The sequence below is a fragment of the Burkholderia sp. Bp8992 genome (genome assembly GCF_003853705.1).
In the GTDB taxonomy this organism is placed as follows: domain Bacteria; phylum Pseudomonadota; class Gammaproteobacteria; order Burkholderiales; family Burkholderiaceae; genus Burkholderia.
Genome location: NZ_QTQI01000005.1, coordinates 350,518 through 368,347 on the forward strand (window position 1 = coordinate 350,518; position 17,830 = coordinate 368,347).

Annotated in this window: 18 protein-coding genes and 3 pseudogenes; 10 read left to right on the plus strand and 11 right to left on the minus strand. The window is 62.7% G+C overall.

Translation table 11 applies throughout. From position 1 onward, the window contains the following. Positions 1-23 precede the first annotated feature (23 nt). From DIE03_RS10755 to DIE03_RS10765, 3 genes are read left to right on the plus strand one after another with little or no spacing between them, the layout of a single operon-like run. Positions 24-1,211: an acyl-CoA dehydrogenase gene (locus DIE03_RS10755; RefSeq protein WP_109342623.1), complete on the plus strand. Its 1,188-nt coding sequence runs from the start codon at positions 24-26 to the stop codon at positions 1,209-1,211. Between the two features lie 6 nt (positions 1,212-1,217). Then, positions 1,218-2,456: a CaiB/BaiF CoA-transferase family protein gene (locus DIE03_RS10760; RefSeq protein WP_109342622.1), complete on the plus strand. Its 1,239-nt coding sequence runs from the start codon at positions 1,218-1,220 to the stop codon at positions 2,454-2,456. Between the two features lie 4 nt (positions 2,457-2,460). Further along, positions 2,461-2,727, plus strand: a complete 267-nt coding sequence (locus tag DIE03_RS10765) for a hypothetical protein (RefSeq protein ID WP_109342621.1) — start codon at positions 2,461-2,463, stop codon at positions 2,725-2,727. Between the two features lie 454 nt (positions 2,728-3,181). On the opposite strand, the gene glcF is transcribed toward DIE03_RS10765, so the two are convergent. The 3 genes from glcF to glcD are packed head-to-tail and all read right to left on the minus strand — an operon-like array spanning position 3,182 to position 7,014. Beyond that, complete coding sequence (gene glcF, locus DIE03_RS10770; RefSeq protein ID WP_124450059.1) at positions 3,182-4,402, minus strand: glycolate oxidase subunit GlcF; 1,221 nt, start codon at positions 4,400-4,402, stop codon at positions 3,182-3,184. 24 nt (positions 4,403-4,426) lie between these two features. After that, the gene (glcE, locus tag DIE03_RS10775; RefSeq protein WP_124450061.1) at positions 4,427-5,515 is read right to left on the minus strand and encodes a glycolate oxidase subunit GlcE; all 1,089 of its coding nucleotides are present in this window, start codon (positions 5,513-5,515) and stop codon (positions 4,427-4,429) included. Further along, positions 5,515-7,014, minus strand: coding sequence for a glycolate oxidase subunit GlcD (gene glcD / locus DIE03_RS10780; protein WP_124450063.1), 1,500 nt, complete (start codon positions 7,012-7,014; stop codon positions 5,515-5,517). Before glcD ends, glcE begins: the two co-directional genes overlap by 1 nt. A gap of 216 nt (positions 7,015-7,230) precedes the next feature. Here glcD and glcC point away from each other — a divergent pair, with 216 nt between their 5' ends. After that, the gene (gene glcC / locus DIE03_RS10785) at positions 7,231-8,001 is read left to right on the plus strand and encodes a transcriptional regulator GlcC (RefSeq protein WP_124450065.1); all 771 of its coding nucleotides are present in this window, start codon (positions 7,231-7,233) and stop codon (positions 7,999-8,001) included. A 42-nt stretch (positions 8,002-8,043) separates the two neighbouring features. Continuing rightward, positions 8,044-8,415, plus strand: a complete 372-nt coding sequence (locus DIE03_RS10790) for a hypothetical protein (protein ID WP_260434854.1) — start codon at positions 8,044-8,046, stop codon at positions 8,413-8,415. Positions 8,416-8,455: 40 nt separating this feature from the next. On the opposite strand, the gene DIE03_RS10795 is transcribed toward DIE03_RS10790, so the two are convergent. Next, positions 8,456-9,436, minus strand: coding sequence for a S9 family peptidase (locus DIE03_RS10795; RefSeq protein WP_124450067.1), 981 nt, complete (start codon positions 9,434-9,436; stop codon positions 8,456-8,458). A gap of 306 nt (positions 9,437-9,742) precedes the next feature. Beyond that, complete coding sequence (locus DIE03_RS10800) at positions 9,743-10,075, minus strand: hypothetical protein (RefSeq protein ID WP_124450069.1); 333 nt, start codon at positions 10,073-10,075, stop codon at positions 9,743-9,745. Positions 10,076-10,479: 404 nt separating this feature from the next. Here DIE03_RS10800 and DIE03_RS10805 point away from each other — a divergent pair, with 404 nt between their 5' ends. From DIE03_RS10805 to DIE03_RS10815, 3 genes and pseudogenes are all read left to right on the plus strand, one after another. Beyond that, positions 10,480-11,052 carry a DUF2975 domain-containing protein gene (locus DIE03_RS10805; RefSeq protein WP_124450071.1) on the plus strand — a complete coding sequence of 191 codons (573 nt, stop codon included), beginning with the start codon at positions 10,480-10,482 and terminating at the stop codon, positions 11,050-11,052. Between the two features lie 2 nt (positions 11,053-11,054). Then, complete coding sequence (locus tag DIE03_RS10810; RefSeq protein ID WP_124450073.1) at positions 11,055-11,273, plus strand: helix-turn-helix transcriptional regulator; 219 nt, start codon at positions 11,055-11,057, stop codon at positions 11,271-11,273. A gap of 62 nt (positions 11,274-11,335) precedes the next feature. Continuing rightward, a pseudogene (locus DIE03_RS10815) lies at positions 11,336-11,512 on the plus strand (ATP-binding protein); the annotation flags it as partial. 105 nt (positions 11,513-11,617) lie between these two features. On the opposite strand, the gene DIE03_RS10820 reads toward DIE03_RS10815, so the two are convergent. Further along, positions 11,618-12,349 (minus strand): GntR family transcriptional regulator, encoded by a 732-nt coding sequence (locus DIE03_RS10820; protein WP_124450075.1) that lies wholly within the window; start codon positions 12,347-12,349, stop codon positions 11,618-11,620. Between the two features lie 154 nt (positions 12,350-12,503). On the opposite strand from DIE03_RS10820, the gene DIE03_RS10825 reads away from it, so the two are divergent. Continuing rightward, the gene (locus DIE03_RS10825; protein ID WP_124450077.1) at positions 12,504-13,874 is read left to right on the plus strand and encodes an adenylosuccinate lyase family protein; all 1,371 of its coding nucleotides are present in this window, start codon (positions 12,504-12,506) and stop codon (positions 13,872-13,874) included. A 26-nt stretch (positions 13,875-13,900) separates the two neighbouring features. Further along, positions 13,901-15,307 (plus strand): cation:dicarboxylate symporter family transporter, encoded by a 1,407-nt coding sequence (locus DIE03_RS10830; RefSeq protein WP_124450079.1) that lies wholly within the window; start codon positions 13,901-13,903, stop codon positions 15,305-15,307. Positions 15,308-15,566: 259 nt separating this feature from the next. Here DIE03_RS10830 and DIE03_RS38700 read toward each other — a convergent pair whose 3' ends face one another. The 5 genes and pseudogenes from DIE03_RS38700 to DIE03_RS10850 form a co-directional block, all read right to left on the minus strand. Next, the gene (locus tag DIE03_RS38700; RefSeq protein ID WP_260434863.1) at positions 15,567-15,737 is read right to left on the minus strand and encodes a transposase domain-containing protein; all 171 of its coding nucleotides are present in this window, start codon (positions 15,735-15,737) and stop codon (positions 15,567-15,569) included. Positions 15,738-15,761: 24 nt separating this feature from the next. After that, positions 15,762-16,127, minus strand: a pseudogene (locus DIE03_RS38705) (transposase); the annotation flags it as partial. Between the two features lie 293 nt (positions 16,128-16,420). Next, a pseudogene (locus DIE03_RS38220) lies at positions 16,421-16,696 on the minus strand (IS3 family transposase); the annotation flags it as partial. After that, positions 16,629-16,922, minus strand: a complete 294-nt coding sequence (locus tag DIE03_RS38225; protein ID WP_311767301.1) for a transposase — start codon at positions 16,920-16,922, stop codon at positions 16,629-16,631. The pseudogene DIE03_RS38220 and the gene DIE03_RS38225, both read right to left, overlap by 68 nt. A 408-nt stretch (positions 16,923-17,330) precedes the next feature. Further along, entirely contained in the window at positions 17,331-17,789 is a 459-nt protein-coding gene (locus tag DIE03_RS10850) for an Lrp/AsnC family transcriptional regulator (RefSeq protein ID WP_221623684.1), read from the minus strand. Between the last annotated feature and the right edge of the window lie 41 nt (positions 17,790-17,830).

The window sequence follows — 17,830 nt, forward strand, 5'->3', positions numbered from 1 at the left end:
ACCTTCACGCGGGCGATCAACAAATGACTAATGCACACAAATTGATTTCGTTTCAATGGGACGACCCGCTGCTGATGGACCAGCAGCTTGGCGAGGACGAACGCATGGTGCGCGATTCCGCGCACGCGTACTGTCAGGAGCGGCTGACACCGCGCGTTCTGGATGCGTTTCGTCGCGAGGAGACCGATCGGGCGATCTTTCGCGAATTGGGCGAGCTCGGCCTGCTCGGCATCACGATTCCGGACACCTATGGCGGCGCGGGTAGCAACTACGTCAGCTATGGCCTCGTCGCGCGCGAGGTCGAACGTGTGGATTCCGGCTATCGCTCGATGATGAGCGTGCAATCGTCTCTCGTGATGGTGCCGATCCATGCATTCGGTCATGAAGCGACTCGCCAGAAATACTTGCCCAAGCTGGCATCGGGGGAACTGGTCGGCTGCTTCGGCCTGACCGAGCCGAATCACGGTTCCGATCCGGGCGGCATGGCGGCGCGCGCGCGGAAGGTCGACGGCGGCTATCGCCTGACGGGCAGCAAGATGTGGATCACGAACAGCCCGATCGCGGACGTTTTCGTCGTATGGGCGAAGGACGACGAGGGCGCGATTCGCGGCTTCGTGTTGGAGAAGGGCTGGAAGGGTTTGTCGGCACCAGCGATTCACGGCAAGGTCGGGCTGCGTGCGTCGGTCACCGGCGAGATCGTGATGGACGACGTATTCTGCCCTGAGGAGAACGCGTTTCCGGACGTCCGCGGTCTCAAGGGGCCGTTCACATGCCTGAACAGCGCACGCTACGGTATCGCATGGGGCGCGCTCGGCGCAGCTGAGGATTGCTGGCATCGCGCGCGCCAGTACGTGCTCGATCGCAAGCAGTTCGGCAGGCCGCTCGCAGCGAACCAGCTTGTCCAGAAGAAGCTTGCCGACATGCAGACCGAGATCACGCTCGGCCTGCAAGGCTGCCTGAGGCTCGGCCGGATGAAGGACGAAGGCACGGCAGCCGTCGAGATCACGTCGATCATGAAGCGGAACTCATGCGGCAAGGCGCTCGACATTGCGCGGGTCGCGCGGGACATGCTGGGCGGAAACGGGATCAGTGACGAATTCGGCATCGCACGGCACCTTGTGAATCTCGAGGTCGTGAACACGTATGAGGGTACGCACGACATCCATGCGCTGATCCTCGGCCGGGCGATCACCGGCATTGCCGCATTCTGAGCCGCCATGGAAACGATCGCACAGCAAGGCGCATTGGCCGGCCTCCGCGTACTCGATCTGTCGCGGGTGCTGGCCGGGCCGTGGGCCGGCCAACTTCTCGCCGATCTCGGCGCGGATGTCGTCAAGATCGAGCGTCCAGGGACGGGTGATGACACGCGGGCGTGGGGCCCGCCGTGGCTGCTCGACGCAGACGGGCAGTCGACGGGCGAATCGGCGTACTACCTGAGCGCCAATCGCAACAAACGCTCGATCGCGGTCGATCTGAGCCGGCCGGACGGACAGTCGCTGGTTCGGCAACTCTCGCAGCAGGCCGATATCGTGCTCGAGAATTTCAAGGCCGGTGGCCTTGCGCAGTACGGGCTGGATTACGCGACGCTCAGCGCCGGGAACCCGCGCCTGATCTACTGCTCGATTACCGGGTTCGGGCAGACGGGCCCGTATGCGTCACGTGCTGGTTACGACTTCCTGATACAAGGGATGGGCGGCCTGATGAGCGTGACGGGGCGCGCCGACGGCACGGAAGGTGCCGGCCCGGTGAAGGTCGGCGTCGCGCTGACCGACGTGATGACGGGGTTGTATGCGACGGTTGCCGTGCTGGCCGCTGTTGCCCATCGTGAGCGCACGGGGCGTGGACAACACATCGACCTGGCGCTGCTCGACGTGCAGATCGCCGCGCTCGCGAACCAGGCGGCCAATTACCTGGTCGGTGGCATCGTGCCGCACCGGATGGGGAATGCGCATCCGAACATCGTGCCCTACCAGGATTTTCCGACTTTCGATGGCCACATGATCATCGCTGTTGGCAATGACGGTCAGTTCGCCAGCCTGTGTCGGGTGCTCGGTCAGCCGCAATGGGCGAGCGATTCGCGTTTCGCGACAAATCCTTTACGCGTACGGCATCGCGACGAACTGGTTGCGCTGATTGGCGCGGTGACCACATGCCGGTCGACCGACGAGTGGGTCATCGCGATGGAGGAGGCGGGCGTGCCGTGCGGGCCGATTAATGGGCTTGATCGGGTTTTCGCGGACGAACAGGTCAAGGCGCGCGGCATTCGCATCGAGATGCCGCATGCATCGGCCGGCAGCGTGCCGCTCGTGGCGAACCCGATCCGAATGTCCGATTCGCCAGTCCAGTATCTTCGCCCGCCGCCGCGGCTCGGCGAACAGACCGACGAGATCCTGGGTGCATGGCTGGGGCTGAGCCACGACGAGATCGACGCATTGCACGAGCGAAAAATCATCTGACATCATGATTTCGATCCATGACCCATCATCGGGCTGGAAGGCAATCTGCGAGGCCCGGATGGCCGCCGCTGCTACTGCGAACGCCGACGACGCGTCGGTGTGGAGATGGTTTGCGGCGATGCTCGAAGAGCGGCGTATCCGCTGGCGCTTCATGTTCAATGCGTGGGTCGTCCATGTCGATCGGAAGGAGGTCGCGATCGAATCCAGTTTCTATGAGGCGATCAGGTCCGCCAAGTGCGAGTCGGAACAACTTGGCCTTGGCGCACTTTAGCGTTACTTGACCTAAGTCTGACATTATCGTTAGTTGGGTCGACGGATACCTGTCGCGATGAGGACCGCGCGCGAGACGAATCGCGGGTCAGGGGGCCAGGTGCACCGAACTCGCGGCCAACGCGAGGTTCGTCCGACGGTTCGTCGGGGATCTGATTTTCGAATCTGTAGTGTGCGTCCATTCGGCGCAGCGCTTCTTCAATCACCGCATTTGGACCTGCGGCGTGCTGACCATAGATTTTGCGTTTCGCCGATACGTTTCGACAAAGTGAGCGTGATCGGCAGTCGGTGATCGGAGCCTCACGCAATGCGACACGGCGGCATCAAGGCGCCCACGAGCTTGTCGTCGATGCCAATCGACAAGCCGTCGTACTCCGCGGCTGAGGGCGAGCATGGGGTTGACATCGGCGAATTCGAGCTCCGGTTTTGTATGAAAGGCTATCTCCGGGATCGGGTCAGTTGATCAGTCGGTTGTCGACGAGCTCGATCCAGTGGCGCACGGGCGTGCGGCCTGCGCCGTTGAGGTGAGTCTGGCAGCCGATGTTGGCCGTGACAATCAGGTCCGGCCGTGCGGCTTCGAGCGCGTCGAGCTTGTTGTCGCGCAGTTTCGTCGCGAGTTCGGGTTGCGTCAGCGAATAGGTGCCGGCCGAGCCGCAGCACAGGTGCCCGTCGGCGACATTCGTCAGGTCGAAGCCGAGCCGCGTCAGGATGCTTTCCACCGCGCCACCGAGCCGCTGCGCGTGCTGCAGCGTGCACGGGCAGTGCACCGCGACACGGCGCTGCGTCGCATCGGCCAGCGTGTCGAGCGGTTCGGCCGCGATCACTTCCGCGAGGTCGCGCGCGAGCGCGCTGACGCGCCGCGCCTTGTCCGCATAGACGGGGTCGGAGCGCAGCAGGTCGCCGTATTCCTTCACGAACGCGCCGCAGCCGCTCGCCGTCAGCACGATCGCTTCCGCGCCGGCCTCGATCGCCGGCCACCACGCATCGATGTTGCGGCGCGCGCGGGCAAGGCCCGCGTCCTGCGCGTTCAGGTGATATTCGGTCGCGCCGCAGCAGCCGGCTTCGCGTGCCGGCGTGATGCTGATGCCGAGCCGGTCGAGCACGCGCGCGGCCGCCGCGTTGGTGTTCGGCGACAGCGACGGCTGCACGCAGCCTTCGAGCATCAGCACGCGCCGCGCATGACGCACGGCCGGACGCGGCGCGGCCGCGGGGACGGCGGCCGGGATCTTGTCCTGCAGCGCGCCGGGCAGCAGCGGACGTAGCGCGCGGCCGGCCTTCAGCAGCGCGGCGAACGTCGCCGGCCGCGGCACGGCGTGACGCAGGCCCGCGCGCAGCAGGCGTTCGCGCGCCGGCCGCCGCGCGCGCTTCTCGGCTTCCGCGCGGCCGATGTCGAGCAGCGTGTGATAGCGCACGCCGGACGGGCAGGTCGTCTCGCAATTGCGGCAGGTCAGGCAACGGTCGAGATGCTGCTGCGTGGTCTCGCCGCACGGCTCGCCTTCGAGCATTTGCTTGATCAGGTAGATGCGGCCGCGCGGCCCGTCGAGCTCGTTGCCGAGCACTTGATAGGTCGGGCAGGTCGCATTGCAGAAGCCGCAGTGCACGCATGCGCGCAGGATCGCTTCCGCTTCGTCGGCCCGGTCGAGGGCCTTGCTGGCTTCGCTGAGATTGGTTTGCATCGGTGGTTCGAAGTCGGGTTGGCGTCAGACGTCCGCGTACACGCGGCCGGGATTGAAGATCGCATGCGGATCGAGTTGCGCCTTCAGCTGCCGGTGCACGTGCAGCAGCGCAGGCGGCAGCGGCTGGAACGGCTCGGGCGTCGTGCCGGGCGTGAAGCAGGCTGCGTGGCCGCCCCACTGCGCGGCGAACCGCTGCACCTCGGCCGGGGCGGCGTCGCTTTTCAGCCAGCGCTGTGCGCCGCCCCAGTCGACGAGCTGCGCGCCGGCGAGTGCATCGAGCGGCGTGGCCGCGGGCACCGAGACGCGCCACAGCGGGCGCGGATCGTCGAAGAACGGCAGCGACAGGTCGCGCAGCCGCGCCCAGAAGCCATCGTCGCGATCGTCCATGCGTTCGCCGCCGATCGTGTCGCGCGCGGCCTTTACCGAGCCCTCGCCGCCTTCGAGCCGCACGCGCAGCACGCCGTCCGCGTGGCACGCGCCCGCGAGCGGCAGCCCCGCGCGACGCCATCCGGCGACGCGCTGCACGGCTTCGCTCGCCGTGAGCGGCAATGCGAGATCGCCGGTCGCGCGCGGCTTCGGCAGCACCTTCAGCGACACCTCCGTCACGACGCCGAGGCAGCCGAAACTGCCCGCGAGCAGTCGCGACACGTCGTAGCCCGCGACGTTCTTCATCACCTCGCCGCCGAAGCGCAGGTGTTTCGCATGGCCGGTGATCACGCGGCAGCCGAGCACGAAGTCGCGCACCGCGCCGGCCCACGGGCGGCGCGGGCCCGACAGCGCGGCCGCGAACATGCCGCCGACCGTGGCCGCGCCGCCGAACCTCGGCGGCTCGCACGGCAGCATCTGGCCGGCGGCGTCGAGCATCGCTTCGAGTTCGGCGAGCGGCGTGCCCGCGCGCGCGGTGATCACGAGTTCGGTCGGGTCGTATGCAACGATGCCGCGGTGCGTGCGCACGTCGAGCGTGCGGCCTTCGACCGCGCGGCCGACGAACGCCTTCGTGCCCGCGCCGCGAATGTGCAGCGGCTGGCGATCGTGGATCGCGGCGTCGACCTGCGCGACGAGCGCCGCGCTGTCGTCGATCGATTCGATTTCGATTGCGCGTTCGCGTCGCATCAGAAGCGCTCCAGTTCGGGAAACGGCAGCTTGCCGTGATGGACGTGCATCGCGCCGAATTCGGCGCAGCGGTGCAGCGTCGGAATGTTCTTGCCGGGATTGAGCAGGCGTTGCGGATCGAACGCGGCCTTCACCGCGTGGAAGAACGTGATTTCGTCGGCGTTGAACTGCACGCACATCTGGTTGATCTTCTCGCGCCCGACGCCGTGTTCGCCGGTGATGCTGCCGCCGACGGCGACGCACAGCTCGAGGATCTTGCCGCCGAGCGCCTCCGCGCGGTCGAGCTCGCCGGGCCGGTTCGCATCGAACAGGATCAGCGGATGCATGTTGCCGTCGCCCGCATGGAACACGTTCGCGACCGGCAGCGCGTATTCGGCGGACAGCGCCGCGATCCCTTCGAGCACGCGCGGCAGCTCGCGGCGCGGGATCGTGCCGTCCATGCAGTAGTAATCGGGCGACATGCGGCCGACCGCCGGGAACGCGTTCTTGCGGCCGGCCCAGAAGCGCTGACGCTCCGCTTCGTCGCGTGCGACGCGGATCTCCGATGCGCCGGCGTCGCGCAGCAGCGCGGCGACGCGTTCGGCGTCTTCTTCGACATCGGTCGCCGCGCCGTCGAGTTCGCACAGCAGGATCGCCTGCGCGTCGACCGGGTAGCCCGCGTGGATGAAGTCCTCGGCCGCTCGGATCGCGAGGTTGTCCATCATCTCGAGTCCGCCGGGAATCACGCCCGCGCCGATGATTCGCGCAACCGCCCCGCCCGCTTCGGCGACGTCGTCGAAGCTTGCCATCAGCACCTTCACGCTCGGCGGTTTCGGCAGCAGCTTCACGGTCACTTCGGTGACGATGCCGAGCATCCCTTCGGAGCCGGTGAACAGCGCGAGCAGGTCGAAGCCCGGTGCGTCGAGCGCATCGGCGCCGAGCGTGAGCGTGTCGCCGTCGATCGTCAGGATCTCGACCTTCAGGATGTTGTGCACCGTGAGCCCGTATTTCAGGCAGTGCACGCCGCCGGCGTTCTCGGCGACGTTGCCGCCGATCGAACAGGCGATCTGCGAAGACGGATCGGGCGCGTAGTAGAGGCCGTGCGGCGCGGCCGCCTGCGAGATCGCGAGGTTGCGCACACCGGGCTGTACGCGTGCGATGCCCGCATCGGGGTCGATGTCGAGAATCCGGTTGAACTTCGCCATCACGAGCAGGATGCCTTTTTCGAGCGGCATCGCGCCGCCCGACAGCCCCGTGCCGGCGCCGCGCGCGACGACCGGCACGCCGTGCGCGGCCGCGACACGCAGCACCGCGCGCACCTGGTCGACCGTGTCGGGCAGCACGACCGCGAGCGGTACCGTGCGGTACGCGGCGAGGCCGTCGCATTCGAACGGCTTGAGCGCCTCGCGTTCGTGCAGCACGTCGAGGCCGGGCGCCGCCGCGTCGAGCGCGGCGACGAGCGTGTCGCGGCCGACGGTCGCCAGCGGGCCGTCGATCCGTTCGTCGTAGATGAAACTCATTGGTCTGTCTCCACCATGCGGGTGGCCGCGCCATGCGCGACACGCCGGAAGGGGGATTCTTGGCGGGCGGCGCGAGCGTGTCCAGACGTCTTCCAGGTGGTCATACCAGTTTTTGATAGAGCCCTTGTACGGTGCTGGATCGAGATCGTGAAGTTCCAATATGAACAAGGCTTTGTGCGAAAATCACCGATATCCGTCCAAAGTGGTCATACCAGTATGGGAATGCAGGATCGAGAAGGGCCGGCGCGGCGTGTGGCCGACGTCGTCGCCGAGCGGATCGAGCAACTGATCGTCGACGGCGTGCTGAAGGCCGGGCAGGCGCTGCCGTCCGAACGGCGGCTGACCGAGAAGCTCGGCGTGTCGCGCACGGCCGTGCGCGAAGGAATGAAGCTGCTGCACGCGCGCGGGATCATCGACACGACGCACGGCAAGGGCTCGTTCGTCGCGAGCCTGACCCCGCAACGCGAGATCACGCCGATGATGCACCTGCTCGGCTCGCAGCCGCGCACGCTGTACGACCTGTTCGAGGTGCGCGGGATGCTCGAGGCCGAGGCCGCGCGGCTCGCCGCGTTGCGCGGCACGCCGGCCGATTTCATCCTGATCCGGCGCCGCTACGAGGAAATGACGGCAGCCGACGCGCAGGATCTCGATCCCGCCGCGCGCGCGAAGCTCGATCACGCGTTTCATCTCGCGATCTGCGAGGCGTCGCACAACCCCGTGCTCGTCAACACGCTGCAATCGCTGACCGACCTGCTGCTCAGTTCGGTGTTCGCGTCGGTGAACAACCTTTATCACCGCGAGCCGCTGAAGAAGCAGATCGATCGCCAGCATGCGCGGCTCTACAACGCGGTCACGGGGCGGTTGCCCGATCAGGCGCGCAAGGCCGCGAGCGAACATATCCGCCAGTGCGTCGAGTATCTGCGCGAGATCGAGCAGGAGGAACAGCGGCTCGTGCGCTCGACGTTGCGGCTCGAAGGGTGGACTTGAGCAGTGCAGGGGCGTTCGCTCGATGATGTGTGCATCAGGCGCGTGCTGCTGGCATCGCGCGTGGGCTCGCTCGGCACGGCCGTTACGCTGATCGCGATTGCGAGCCTGTTCGCGTTCATGGCGCCGCAGGCGTGCTGGTCGCTGCTGCAGGAAATCGTGCCGCGCGAACGCGTCGGCTCGGCGGGCGGGTTCGTTCACCTGCTTGCGAATCTCGCGGGCATCTTGTCGCCGAGCGTAACCGGCTGGCTCGTCCAGTATGGGGGCGGCTATTCGAGTGCATTCGTGCTCGCGGGCGCGTCGGCGCTCGCCGGTGCGGTAATCCTGACGTTCGCGGTGCGCGCGAGGGCCGTTTCGCAGATGCGTGGGCTGCCCGACGAAGTACTCCGTTCAATTGGCAACGCCGGAGTGAGTTGACGTCATCTCCCGGCGCGAGAATGAATTGGTGATCCAAGCTTTATGGCGTTGGAAAGAGGGCCGCTGCGTTTACGATAGTCTTCGGCATTCTGTCTTCCTCGATCGTATGGATTGAGACTTGCTGTCGCTCCTTGACAAGCTTCTCGAGAAATGCGTCCATTTCATTTAGGCTGTCGATCATCGGCGTGCCGGCGATAATGTGGTCACCTTGAGGATAATCCACGAACCATTTTGGGTAATCAGGACCTGGGAACTTGCGGAAATATGCAAGTGGGCCGTAGCCGGAGAACGGGCCTTCGATCTCGTCATACGTAACAAGCTGATCCTTGGCCCCATGAAAGAACATAATCGGGGCTGGTTTGTGCTTGAACGTGAGTGGTGTATTCGCCTTCAGCCAAAATGCGCCTGCCATCGAAATTACTCCGGCATATCTAAAGTTGGCCGGTAGATGCACTCTAGCCAGTTCGGTTTCGTTGGCAACATTGTATTCGGCAACCAGAGAATTCGTGGCACCGGAACTGCCGCCCATGAGGATAATTTGATCTTTGTCGATATTCCAATCGTCTGCATGCTTGAGTACGAATGATGTGGCATCGAACAGATCCTCCACGCTCCACTGAATAGCACGAAGGTACATCTCCGTGCCGTTAGTAGGGGTTATCTCATTTCTTTCCTTGGCAATCTTGATGCCCAGTCGGTAATCCAATGCGATCACGTCATAGCCCAATGACGTGAAATGTTCAAGGCCGGCTGTAAAGCCCTCATCGTTGCGCGCCCCCCCTTCCCACCCGCCGCCATAGGAGAAGATTATGACCGCGCGCTTGCCAGTTATTTTGACAGAGCCATCTACGAGACGATCTAGGTGCAGTTTTTGGTCATCCTTGGTGGCATAAAGATAGGTTGTCCTCTGCACTGTGGAGTGCGAGGCGGCGATCTGTGCTTGCGTCGCGTTGGTTTGCCCGCGGGTGGACGCGGTTGCAAAGAGCGCGACGATGGCTGTGGTCCAAATAAGACGTTTCATCCGTGTTCCTAGGCTAGGTTGGTGGTACGTTTCATGTTATCCCTCGCACGTATATCGTCCGCTCGATGGTTCATGTCGCCTATTCAGGTCAAAGACTAGAACTCAGTAGACGTAGGAGGCGACCGCTCACGACGAAGCGGAAAGCTGTCGGATCTTCGGCGGATTACATGCCCCCTGTGATGGCGCGAACAGAGAATCCATAGGCATTCCGTGATAATCCGCTTTGGGGGCGCGACTATCATCTAGTAATCGCCGAGTCGCAGCAAATATGCGTACTCAGGATCTTGCATCTATTCCTCAAGATCATTATGCCGATCCGAGGCATTTCGTGACTTTAGCTTCGTCCAGAGGATACTTGGCCACCGCCTCCAGCCCGCCTGCTTCTCGTTGGCTTTGAAATGTCTGCAGTAACTTCAGCACATAGTCACCATTGCCTGTTGCTACCAATTCCAATGCAGTTTTGTGACTGAGGGCCGCTAACGGCGCTTGCGTAATCCACTTGAACACCGCATTGCGGTCAGGTTCAATCTCGTACGCGGAGGTTGCAATTTGCCGGACAATGCCGTTCGCCATAGTGCCAGCCGCCCCGGTAGGTTCGACCGGGTCTGCGGCGGCGCTCTCGGCTGCTAGTTGCCGCATATCGTTAAGCACCAAATCGATTAATAATGGCGGTCGCGACCAGAAGTGGCAACTCCTACAGTGGCACCGGCGGCCGCGCCTAGCGCGGCCCCCTGCGCCAGATCCCCTCCCGTCAGGGCGCTGATGGCCGCTCCACCGGCTGCGCCGATAAGCGCGCCCCTAGCACCCGAGCGAGCTGTGTGAGGATCAACCACGCACCCTGCAAGCAATGTGGCTACAGTCATAGCGATGAGCGTTTTCTTCATGTGTTCCTCAATGAGTTGAGTGGCACGGTCGGCCACTCGAGTTAATGATAAACGATAATATGATATCGCTTATCATTAAATTTCAAGAGAAAATTGTGTGACAGATGGTTACGGGAAAGGGTTCCATGTGATGATTGCGTCTTTCAAGGAGGCGGGCAGGTGGAAGGCAAAATGAAAGGTCGGACGACAGAGAGGGGCGTCTGGTACCACTCAAATCTCAGGCAGATCACGTGGATGTTCAGCGCATGGGCGGCGTACTCGATAACTTTTCAGCCTGTACAGGCAGCGCTCGGCCTTGCCAATTCGACATGGAAGATTGGCGGCGGCCCAGGGATCCCGTACCTCCACTTTCCTGCGTTGACGTTGGCAATCCTGATCGGCTCATGCCTGGCCAAACTGGCTGTCATCATCGTGGTTTATAAGGCACTGCGACTGATCTTCGGCAACGCTGGGCAGAACAACAAGTTGTTGTCGCTTCGGAACGCCAGTGCGCTCCGGCGAGTTGGGCGTTTATTGCTCATATTTTCGGCACTTGACCTACTGACCTTCCCTGTGGCGTACCTGTCTTTGGCACTACTGGATCCAAGAGTACAGTTCGAGGTCTCAGTCTTTTTGTTTTTAGCTCTCGTGATACCGCCTGACAAACTAGTACTTGCGGGCTTGGCACTTGGTAGCGCAGAGGTGTTGAAAAGAGGCGCAACCTTGGACGAAGAAGCCAACCTGACAATTTGAATATGGCCATAATTGTCAACCTTGATGTCATGCTGGCGCGACGTAAGATGAGCTTGACCGAGCTTTCTGAGATTGTCGAGATAAGCCTTCCGAACCTGTCCGTGCTTAAGACGGGCAAGGCTCGCGCAATCCGCTTTTCTACCATGGAAGCACTTTGCGAGGCCCTTTCTTGTCAGCCGGGGGATTTGCTCGAATACGTGGCAGACGGCAAACCCGATTGAGTGCCTAGCGTTTGGCTGTATTTGGCCCATCATCGACGTTTATCCAGTGGGATTCCGCGTTAGGTGAGCCGCCCGTGGAAATCACCACGCGAGCGCATGGCGAGCACTACGAACTCGTGGTGCGAGACCACGGGCCCGGCGTATCCGAGCCCGATCTCGACCGCGTGCTGCATCCGTTTGTCCGGCTCGATCCCGCTCGCGGCGGCACCTCGCGCAGCGGCTTGGGCCTGGCCATCGTTCAGCATTGAAGGCGGCAGGGATGTCACGGGCAAAGCAGATACCGAGTAGATCTACCTTCTGCTTCGGCGTGTCACCGTGGACGGCACTTTCATCCGCCCGCCAGTTCAACTCTCTGACCGTTTCAGCCTCATGGAAACGGAGAATCGTTCTGCCGGGTGAATGCTGATCGATATTTCGAACGCAACGCCCATCGAATCGATATAGCGCCGCACGATTTCAAGCGCGGCTGTTCCCGCCGGGATCTGCAGTCTCGCAGCCGTCTCCGGCGAGACGTTCACCGCCTGTACGTTTTGCTCGATCTCGGCAACGCATCGTCCGTAACGGGCCTCGATCAATGAACTGATCAGCGTGTCCGGCTCGTTGCGGATCGTCTCCACGATTTCCGCATAGCTCGGATCAATATAAACGTCCGTCCAGCCAATCGGCGGACGCGAAGTATCGCGTTCGACACGCAGGCTCGAAATGCGCAGCCAGCGCGCACCTTCGTCGCTCTTCAGGACCTTCGCGAGCTTGCCGTCAGCGACAAGCTCCTCGACCGTCTGCACCACGCGCAGATTCTCGGAACCGAACTGGACGAGATCCTCGATCGAAGCAAGAGACGGCCGGAAGTCGTTTTTCGGTTGCATCGATTCGACACGCGTCCCCGCGTTCTTGCGGCGCGACACGAAGCCGAGTTGCTGCAGCTCGTGCAGCGCCGCGCGAATCGTGTGCCGGCTCGTCTTGTACAGATCGCGCAATTCGAGCTCGGTCGGCAAGTACGAGCCGACGGGAAAGCGGCCCGACGCGATGCCTTCGGTCAGGTCGCGCGCGATCTCGGCGAAATGGGGTCTGTTCATTTTCTCTGCATGTCAGTCGTCGCTGACAGTTTAAGGGTAAACATCGCTGGATCGATATGTCCGGACATAATAATCTTCCATATGTCCGGACATATCGAGGCGCTCGATTTTGAAGGTCCGATGTCATTCCCCGTTTCCGTTTCCCGAGGTCGCCATGCCAAGCCGCACCATCCCTGTCTCCAGCACCGTCGTCGATTCGATTCTGTTTCGAGATGCCTTCGGCACCGCGAAGATGCGTGCGCTGTTTTCCGATCATTCACTCGTGCAGCGCTACATCGACGTCGAAGTCGCGCTCGCGAAGGCCGAGGCGCGCGTCGGCGTGATTCCGGCCGAAGCGGCCGACGTGATTGCACGGGAAGCGAGCATCGAGCGCATCGATTTCGATCACATGCGCGAGGAGACGGACATCGTCGGCTATCCGATCCTGCCGCTTGTGCACCAGCTTGTCGCGATGTGCGGCGACGCGGGCCGCTACGTGCATTGGGGTGCCACGACGCAGGACATAATGGACACCGCGGTGGCCCTGCAAGTACGCGATGCGCTGGACTCGATCGACGCCGATATCCGCGAATTGCGCGGCATTCTCGCCGACCTCGCGCGCACGCACCGCGACACCGCGATGGCAGGCCGCACCCATCTTCAGCAGGCGCTGCCGGTCACGTTCGGCTACAAGGCCGCAATCTGGCTCGCGATGTTCGACCGGCATCAGCAGCGGCTCGCGGAGCTGCGCGCACGCGTCGCGGTCGTCGAGTTCGCGGGCGCGGCCGGCACGCTGGCGTCGCTCGGCGACAAGGGTTTCGAAGTCCAGAAGGCGCTTGCGGAAGAACTGAAGCTCGGTGTGCCCGCGACGACGTGGCACGTCGCGCGCGATGGCTTCGCCGAAGCAGTGAACCTGCTTGCGCTGGTCACGGGCTCGCTCGGCAAGATCGCGCTCGACATCATGATCATGGCGTCGAACGAGTTCGCGGAAGTGTACGAACCGTTCGTCAAGGGGCGCGGCGCAAGCAGCACGATGCCGCAAAAGCGCAATCCGATCTCGAGCGAGCTGATGCTGGCGGCGGCGAAAGCTGTGCGGCAGCACGCGGGCCTGATGGTCGACGCGATGATCCAGGATTTCGAGCGTGCGACGGGTCCGTGGCATGCGGAATGGATCGCGATTCCCGAGAGCTTCATCCTGACATCCGGCGCGCTGCATCAGGCGAAGTTTGCGCTCGGCGGGCTGATTGTCGATGCGGCGCGGATGAAGCAGAACCTCGGCATCAGCAAGGGGCTGATCGTCGCCGAAGCCGCGATGATGCAGATGGCGCCGTTTACCGGGCGCCAGCAGGCGCACGACATCGTGTATGACGCATGCCGCACGGTCAACGAGAAGGGCGGCACGCTCGCCGAAGCGCTGGCTGCACTGCCCGAGGTGACGCGGCACTTCGATCGCGACGCGATCGAACGCATGACGGATCCGGTCAACTACCTGGGCCTCGCGCCGCAGATGGTCGATCGGGCGATCGCACTGTCCCGCGAAATCTGAGCGGACGTCGGGGAGGAGACACCATCATGAATCACGCACAGACCTCGCGCGACGAACCGGTCGCGCCGGCGCCGAAGCGCCCGTGGCATCGCAAGCTCGGCATGCAGGTGCTCGCGTCGCTGGTGCTCGGCATCGTTGCCGGGCTGCTGTTTCCTAAATTCGGCACGCAGATGAAGATTCTCGGCGACGTTTTTCTCGCGCTGATCAAGGCCGGCGTCGCGCCGCTCGTGTTCCTGACGATCGTGCATGGCATTGCTTCCGCCGGCGACGTGAAGAGCGCGGGGCGGGTCGGCTGGCGTGCGATCGTCTACTTTGAAGTCGTGTCGACGATCGCGCTGGCGTTCGGCCTGTTCGCCGGCAACCTGCTGCAGACCGGGCAGGGTATGACGTCCGTGGCGGTCGGCAAGGTACCGGTCGCCGCGGCAAAGGCGGCGCCGCAAGGATTTACCGAATTCGTGATGCATCTCGTGCCGGACAACTTCATCGGCGCGTTCGCGAAGGGCGAACTGCTGCAGGTGGTCGTGCTCGCGGTGATGGTCGGCATCGGCATTCTTGCGATTCCCGAAGGGCGCCGCACGCGAATCAACGACGGGCTCGACCAGATTTCGGAGGTCCTGTTCTCGTTCATCAATCTCGTGATGAAGCTTGCCCCGCTCGGCACCTTCGGCGCGATCGCGTTCGCGGTTGGCAGCAACGGGACAGCCGTGCTGGTCGCGCTCGCGCAACTCGTGCTCAGCTTCTACGCGGTCGTGGTGCTGTTCATCGTCGTCGTGATGGGCGTCGTCGCGAAGCTGGCCGGCTTCAGCATGTGGCGCTTCATGCGCTACATCAAGGACGAGATCCTGATCGTGCTCGGCACCGCGTCGTCGGAAAGCGCGTTGCCGCGCCTGCTGATCAAACTCGAGCGACTTGGCTGCGCAAAGCAGACGGTCGGTCTCGTGCTGCCGACCGGCTATGCGTTCAATCTCGACGGGACGTCTATCTTCATGGCGATGGGCGTGATGTTCATCGCGCACGCGTACAACGTGCCGCTCACGTTCGAGCATCAGATGGGGATCCTGCTGCTGATGCTGTTGACGTCGAAAGGTGCCGCGACGGTATCGGGCGGATCGTTCGTTGTGTTCGCGGCGACGGTGACATCGACGGGGCTGCTGCCGGTGGAAGGGCTCGCGCTGATTTTTGGCGTCTACCGGTTCATGTCGATGGCGATCGCCACGTGCAATACGATCGGCAACAGCCTGGCCACGGTCGTCGTTGCGAAATGGTCTGGTACGTTCGACGAGACGGTCGCCCAGCGCCACCTTTACCCGGAACGTTATCCGGCAACAGCGCGTGCCGATGCGAAGCTCGACGATGGCAACCTGCTGCCCGAAGATTCCGGCGACGCGAATCCGCATCCGCACGGGACCCGGCTTAAGCGCGGCGGTCTGTAGCATCGATTCTGGGCGAACGGGCGCATCGGTTCTACGTATTCGTGGTCGAGTCGATGTTCTCGCCGGATGCAGCGTTCGATATCGCTATCCACATTGATTGGACGGTTCGCTTTTCCTCGCGGTGACACAATCCGGAGCTAAGGTGGCCGTTTGAGAATTTTCGGCAACTATCCGCTTCGGGTCGATCACGGCCTTTGATGAAGTAGCAATCTCAGACCTGATCTCAAGCTGGCTGAGAGATCAGGTCTTGATTTACGCGTCAGATGGTCGCCTTGGGCGGAGTGGCTGGCGTCAGTTTGTCAGCCATGCTCCAGGGTAACAGTTCGTCAACGCGAGTGGCGACGCGATCAGCAATGTAGGTCAGGACGTATTCCAGATAGGCGCGCGGGTTTACGCCGTTGAGCTTGCACGTCCCAAGCAGGCCGTACATCGCGGCAGCCCGCTCGCATCCGCTGTCGGAGCCGACGAACAGGAAGTTTTTCCTCCCAAGGCTCACGCAGCGCAGAGCGTTCTCGGCCAGCGAGTTGCTGATCTCGGCTCGCCCGGCTCGCAGAACAACGTCAGAGCGTTCCGGTGATTCAGCGAGCACTGGATCGCGCCGGGCAGTTCCGATTTGTGCGACAGCGTTGCGAGCTTTCCCCCGGATTCTTGCTTCGCTGGCCTCCCGGCGGCGGCTTGCTTTTCTCTGCCGCATGTGCTGTTGTTCATCGGTCGGCTTGCCACGGATGTCGGCTTCGATGCTGTAGGGCTCGCCGATCATTTCGAGCGGCCTCTTGGTCTCGTCCGACGGCGTGCTAGCGTGGACCTCGTAGTATTTTCTCCGCGCGCGTGCCTTATGCTGAGCTCGGCATAAGGCACATTATCCCGAGTTGCGTTTTATGCCGAGTCCGATGGCGTCGCTGTTGCGCGATCAGCCGTCACGCTTCACTGATCACGACATAAATCTCGGGAGTCAGAGAGAGTTAAGAAACGCCAGAAGATTCGGTGTGGGCTTCCAAGACGTCGTTTTGGCGGACTGAATCCCTGCATGCTGCCAGAACGTTTCCAGCGCATCACGTTTCATCTGCAGGTTGGTTGCAACGTAGCGTGGACCGGCCAGAGTTTCATAAACACTCACGAGCCGTTTAGCGCGTAGCGCCGCTCAAACTCAACCGGTGAAAGATCGCCGGCGGAACCATGCCGACGAACCGGGTTATAAAACATTTCGATGTAATCGAACAGGTCCGAGGTCGCAGTCGCCCGACTCGGATAGATGCGCCGCTTGATTCGCTCCTTTTTTAGGGCGCTGAAGAAGCTCTCGGCCACGGCATTGTCGTGGCAATTACCGCGCCGACTCATGCTTGGCACCATATGGTGCGCCTTCAGGAATGACTGCCATGCGCTTGAGCTCGGCCTTCAGTCGCCGAACCTCGGCGCTCTGATCCAGCTCCGCGTGCCGCACGACGTCGGGCCTGCCGAACTTCAGTTTCCATGCGTAAAGGCGGTGGGTCGTGATGCCCAAACGCTGGGCCACCTCTGTCACCGAATGACCTCGTTCGGTTACCTGTTTGACTGCCTCGATCTTGAACTCATCCGTGTACCGCTTGCCGCTCATGCTGACCTCCTCGGTTGCCATAAATTATGGCTCGAAGATGTCTACGAAAGGCTGGCCGGTCCACTCGTCGGATCGCATCGCACGCCTGCATCGTGACGGCTTGTAGGGAGCGCCCCGCACGTAATCAAGCCCGTGAGGGCAACTTTGGGGGGCATTTGGGCGCGAAACTGCTCGGCGTTCCTTTGCCATCGGGGCATTGCGGCCGATATGGGATTGCAGCTGAGCCGAATATGGGTAGGATTGTGGGTAGGAGGCTATCTGCGACTGCGGGAGTCTTACCTGGCGGGTCTCCGCGAGCGCTGGTTGCAGTCTGCTGCCTTCCGCCATTCAAGGGTTTCGCGGCATAGTTGCCCCGGCTCAGTGCCTTGCGGGTCGCAAAGGAACCGGGGCACGGCCTTTTTCTGCCGGACGCCGCAGCGGCGTGCGCGATCAAAGCGGAAGCACGGAAGTCTGCTTGATCTTCTGCATTGGAATCTCGGTCTTCACGCTCTGCACGCCTTCGATCCGGGTCAAGTGGTCGATCTGGAGTTTCCGATAGGCGTCGATGTCGGTGGTCACGACACGCAGCAGGCAATCGCAATCGCCCGCCATCAAGTGGCACTCGAGAACCTGCGGAAGACGTTGAACCGCCTCCGTGAAACGGTCGACGGTTGTCGCGTCCTGGCTCGTCAGCCAGATGCGGACGAAGACGGTCAACCCCGCACCGATCTTCGATGCGTCGAGCAGCGCCGCGTAGCGCTCGATGACACCAGCCTGTTCCAGCTGCTTGACTCGACGCAGGCACGGTGACGGCGACAAGCCCACCTTCTGCGCCAGTTCCACGTTCTGGATTCGCCCATCTTCCTGGAGCACTCTCAGAATGCGACGGTCCATTTCGTCCAGCTCGATCACGGCCATTGATCCTACCTATTCGGTCGAGGCACGCAGTG

Excerpts from the sequence above, each read along its gene's own strand:
- DIE03_RS10755 (WP_109342623.1), top strand. The coding sequence starts at position 24 with ATGACTAATGCACACAAATTGATTTCGTTTCAATGGGACGACCCGCTG.
- DIE03_RS10760 (WP_109342622.1), top strand. The coding sequence starts at position 1,218 with ATGGAAACGATCGCACAGCAAGGCGCATTGGCCGGCCTCCGCGTACTC.
- DIE03_RS10765 (WP_109342621.1), top strand. The coding sequence starts at position 2,461 with ATGATTTCGATCCATGACCCATCATCGGGCTGGAAGGCAATCTGCGAG.
- glcF (WP_124450059.1), bottom strand. The coding sequence starts at position 4,402 with ATGCAAACCAATCTCAGCGAAGCCAGCAAGGCCCTCGACCGGGCCGAC.
- glcE (WP_124450061.1), bottom strand. The coding sequence starts at position 5,515 with ATGCGACGCGAACGCGCAATCGAAATCGAATCGATCGACGACAGCGCG.
- glcD (WP_124450063.1), bottom strand. The coding sequence starts at position 7,014 with ATGAGTTTCATCTACGACGAACGGATCGACGGCCCGCTGGCGACCGTC.
- glcC (WP_124450065.1), top strand. The coding sequence starts at position 7,231 with ATGGGAATGCAGGATCGAGAAGGGCCGGCGCGGCGTGTGGCCGACGTC.
- DIE03_RS10795 (WP_124450067.1), bottom strand. The coding sequence starts at position 9,436 with ATGAAACGTCTTATTTGGACCACAGCCATCGTCGCGCTCTTTGCAACC.
- DIE03_RS10800 (WP_124450069.1), bottom strand. The coding sequence starts at position 10,075 with ATGCGGCAACTAGCAGCCGAGAGCGCCGCCGCAGACCCGGTCGAACCT.
- DIE03_RS10810 (WP_124450073.1), top strand. The coding sequence starts at position 11,055 with ATGGCCATAATTGTCAACCTTGATGTCATGCTGGCGCGACGTAAGATG.
- DIE03_RS10820 (WP_124450075.1), bottom strand. The coding sequence starts at position 12,349 with ATGAACAGACCCCATTTCGCCGAGATCGCGCGCGACCTGACCGAAGGC.
- DIE03_RS10825 (WP_124450077.1), top strand. The coding sequence starts at position 12,504 with ATGCCAAGCCGCACCATCCCTGTCTCCAGCACCGTCGTCGATTCGATT.
- DIE03_RS10830 (WP_124450079.1), top strand. The coding sequence starts at position 13,901 with ATGAATCACGCACAGACCTCGCGCGACGAACCGGTCGCGCCGGCGCCG.
- DIE03_RS38700 (WP_260434863.1), bottom strand. The coding sequence starts at position 15,737 with ATGTACGGCCTGCTTGGGACGTGCAAGCTCAACGGCGTAAACCCGCGC.
- DIE03_RS38225 (WP_311767301.1), bottom strand. The coding sequence starts at position 16,922 with ATGGCAACCGAGGAGGTCAGCATGAGCGGCAAGCGGTACACGGATGAG.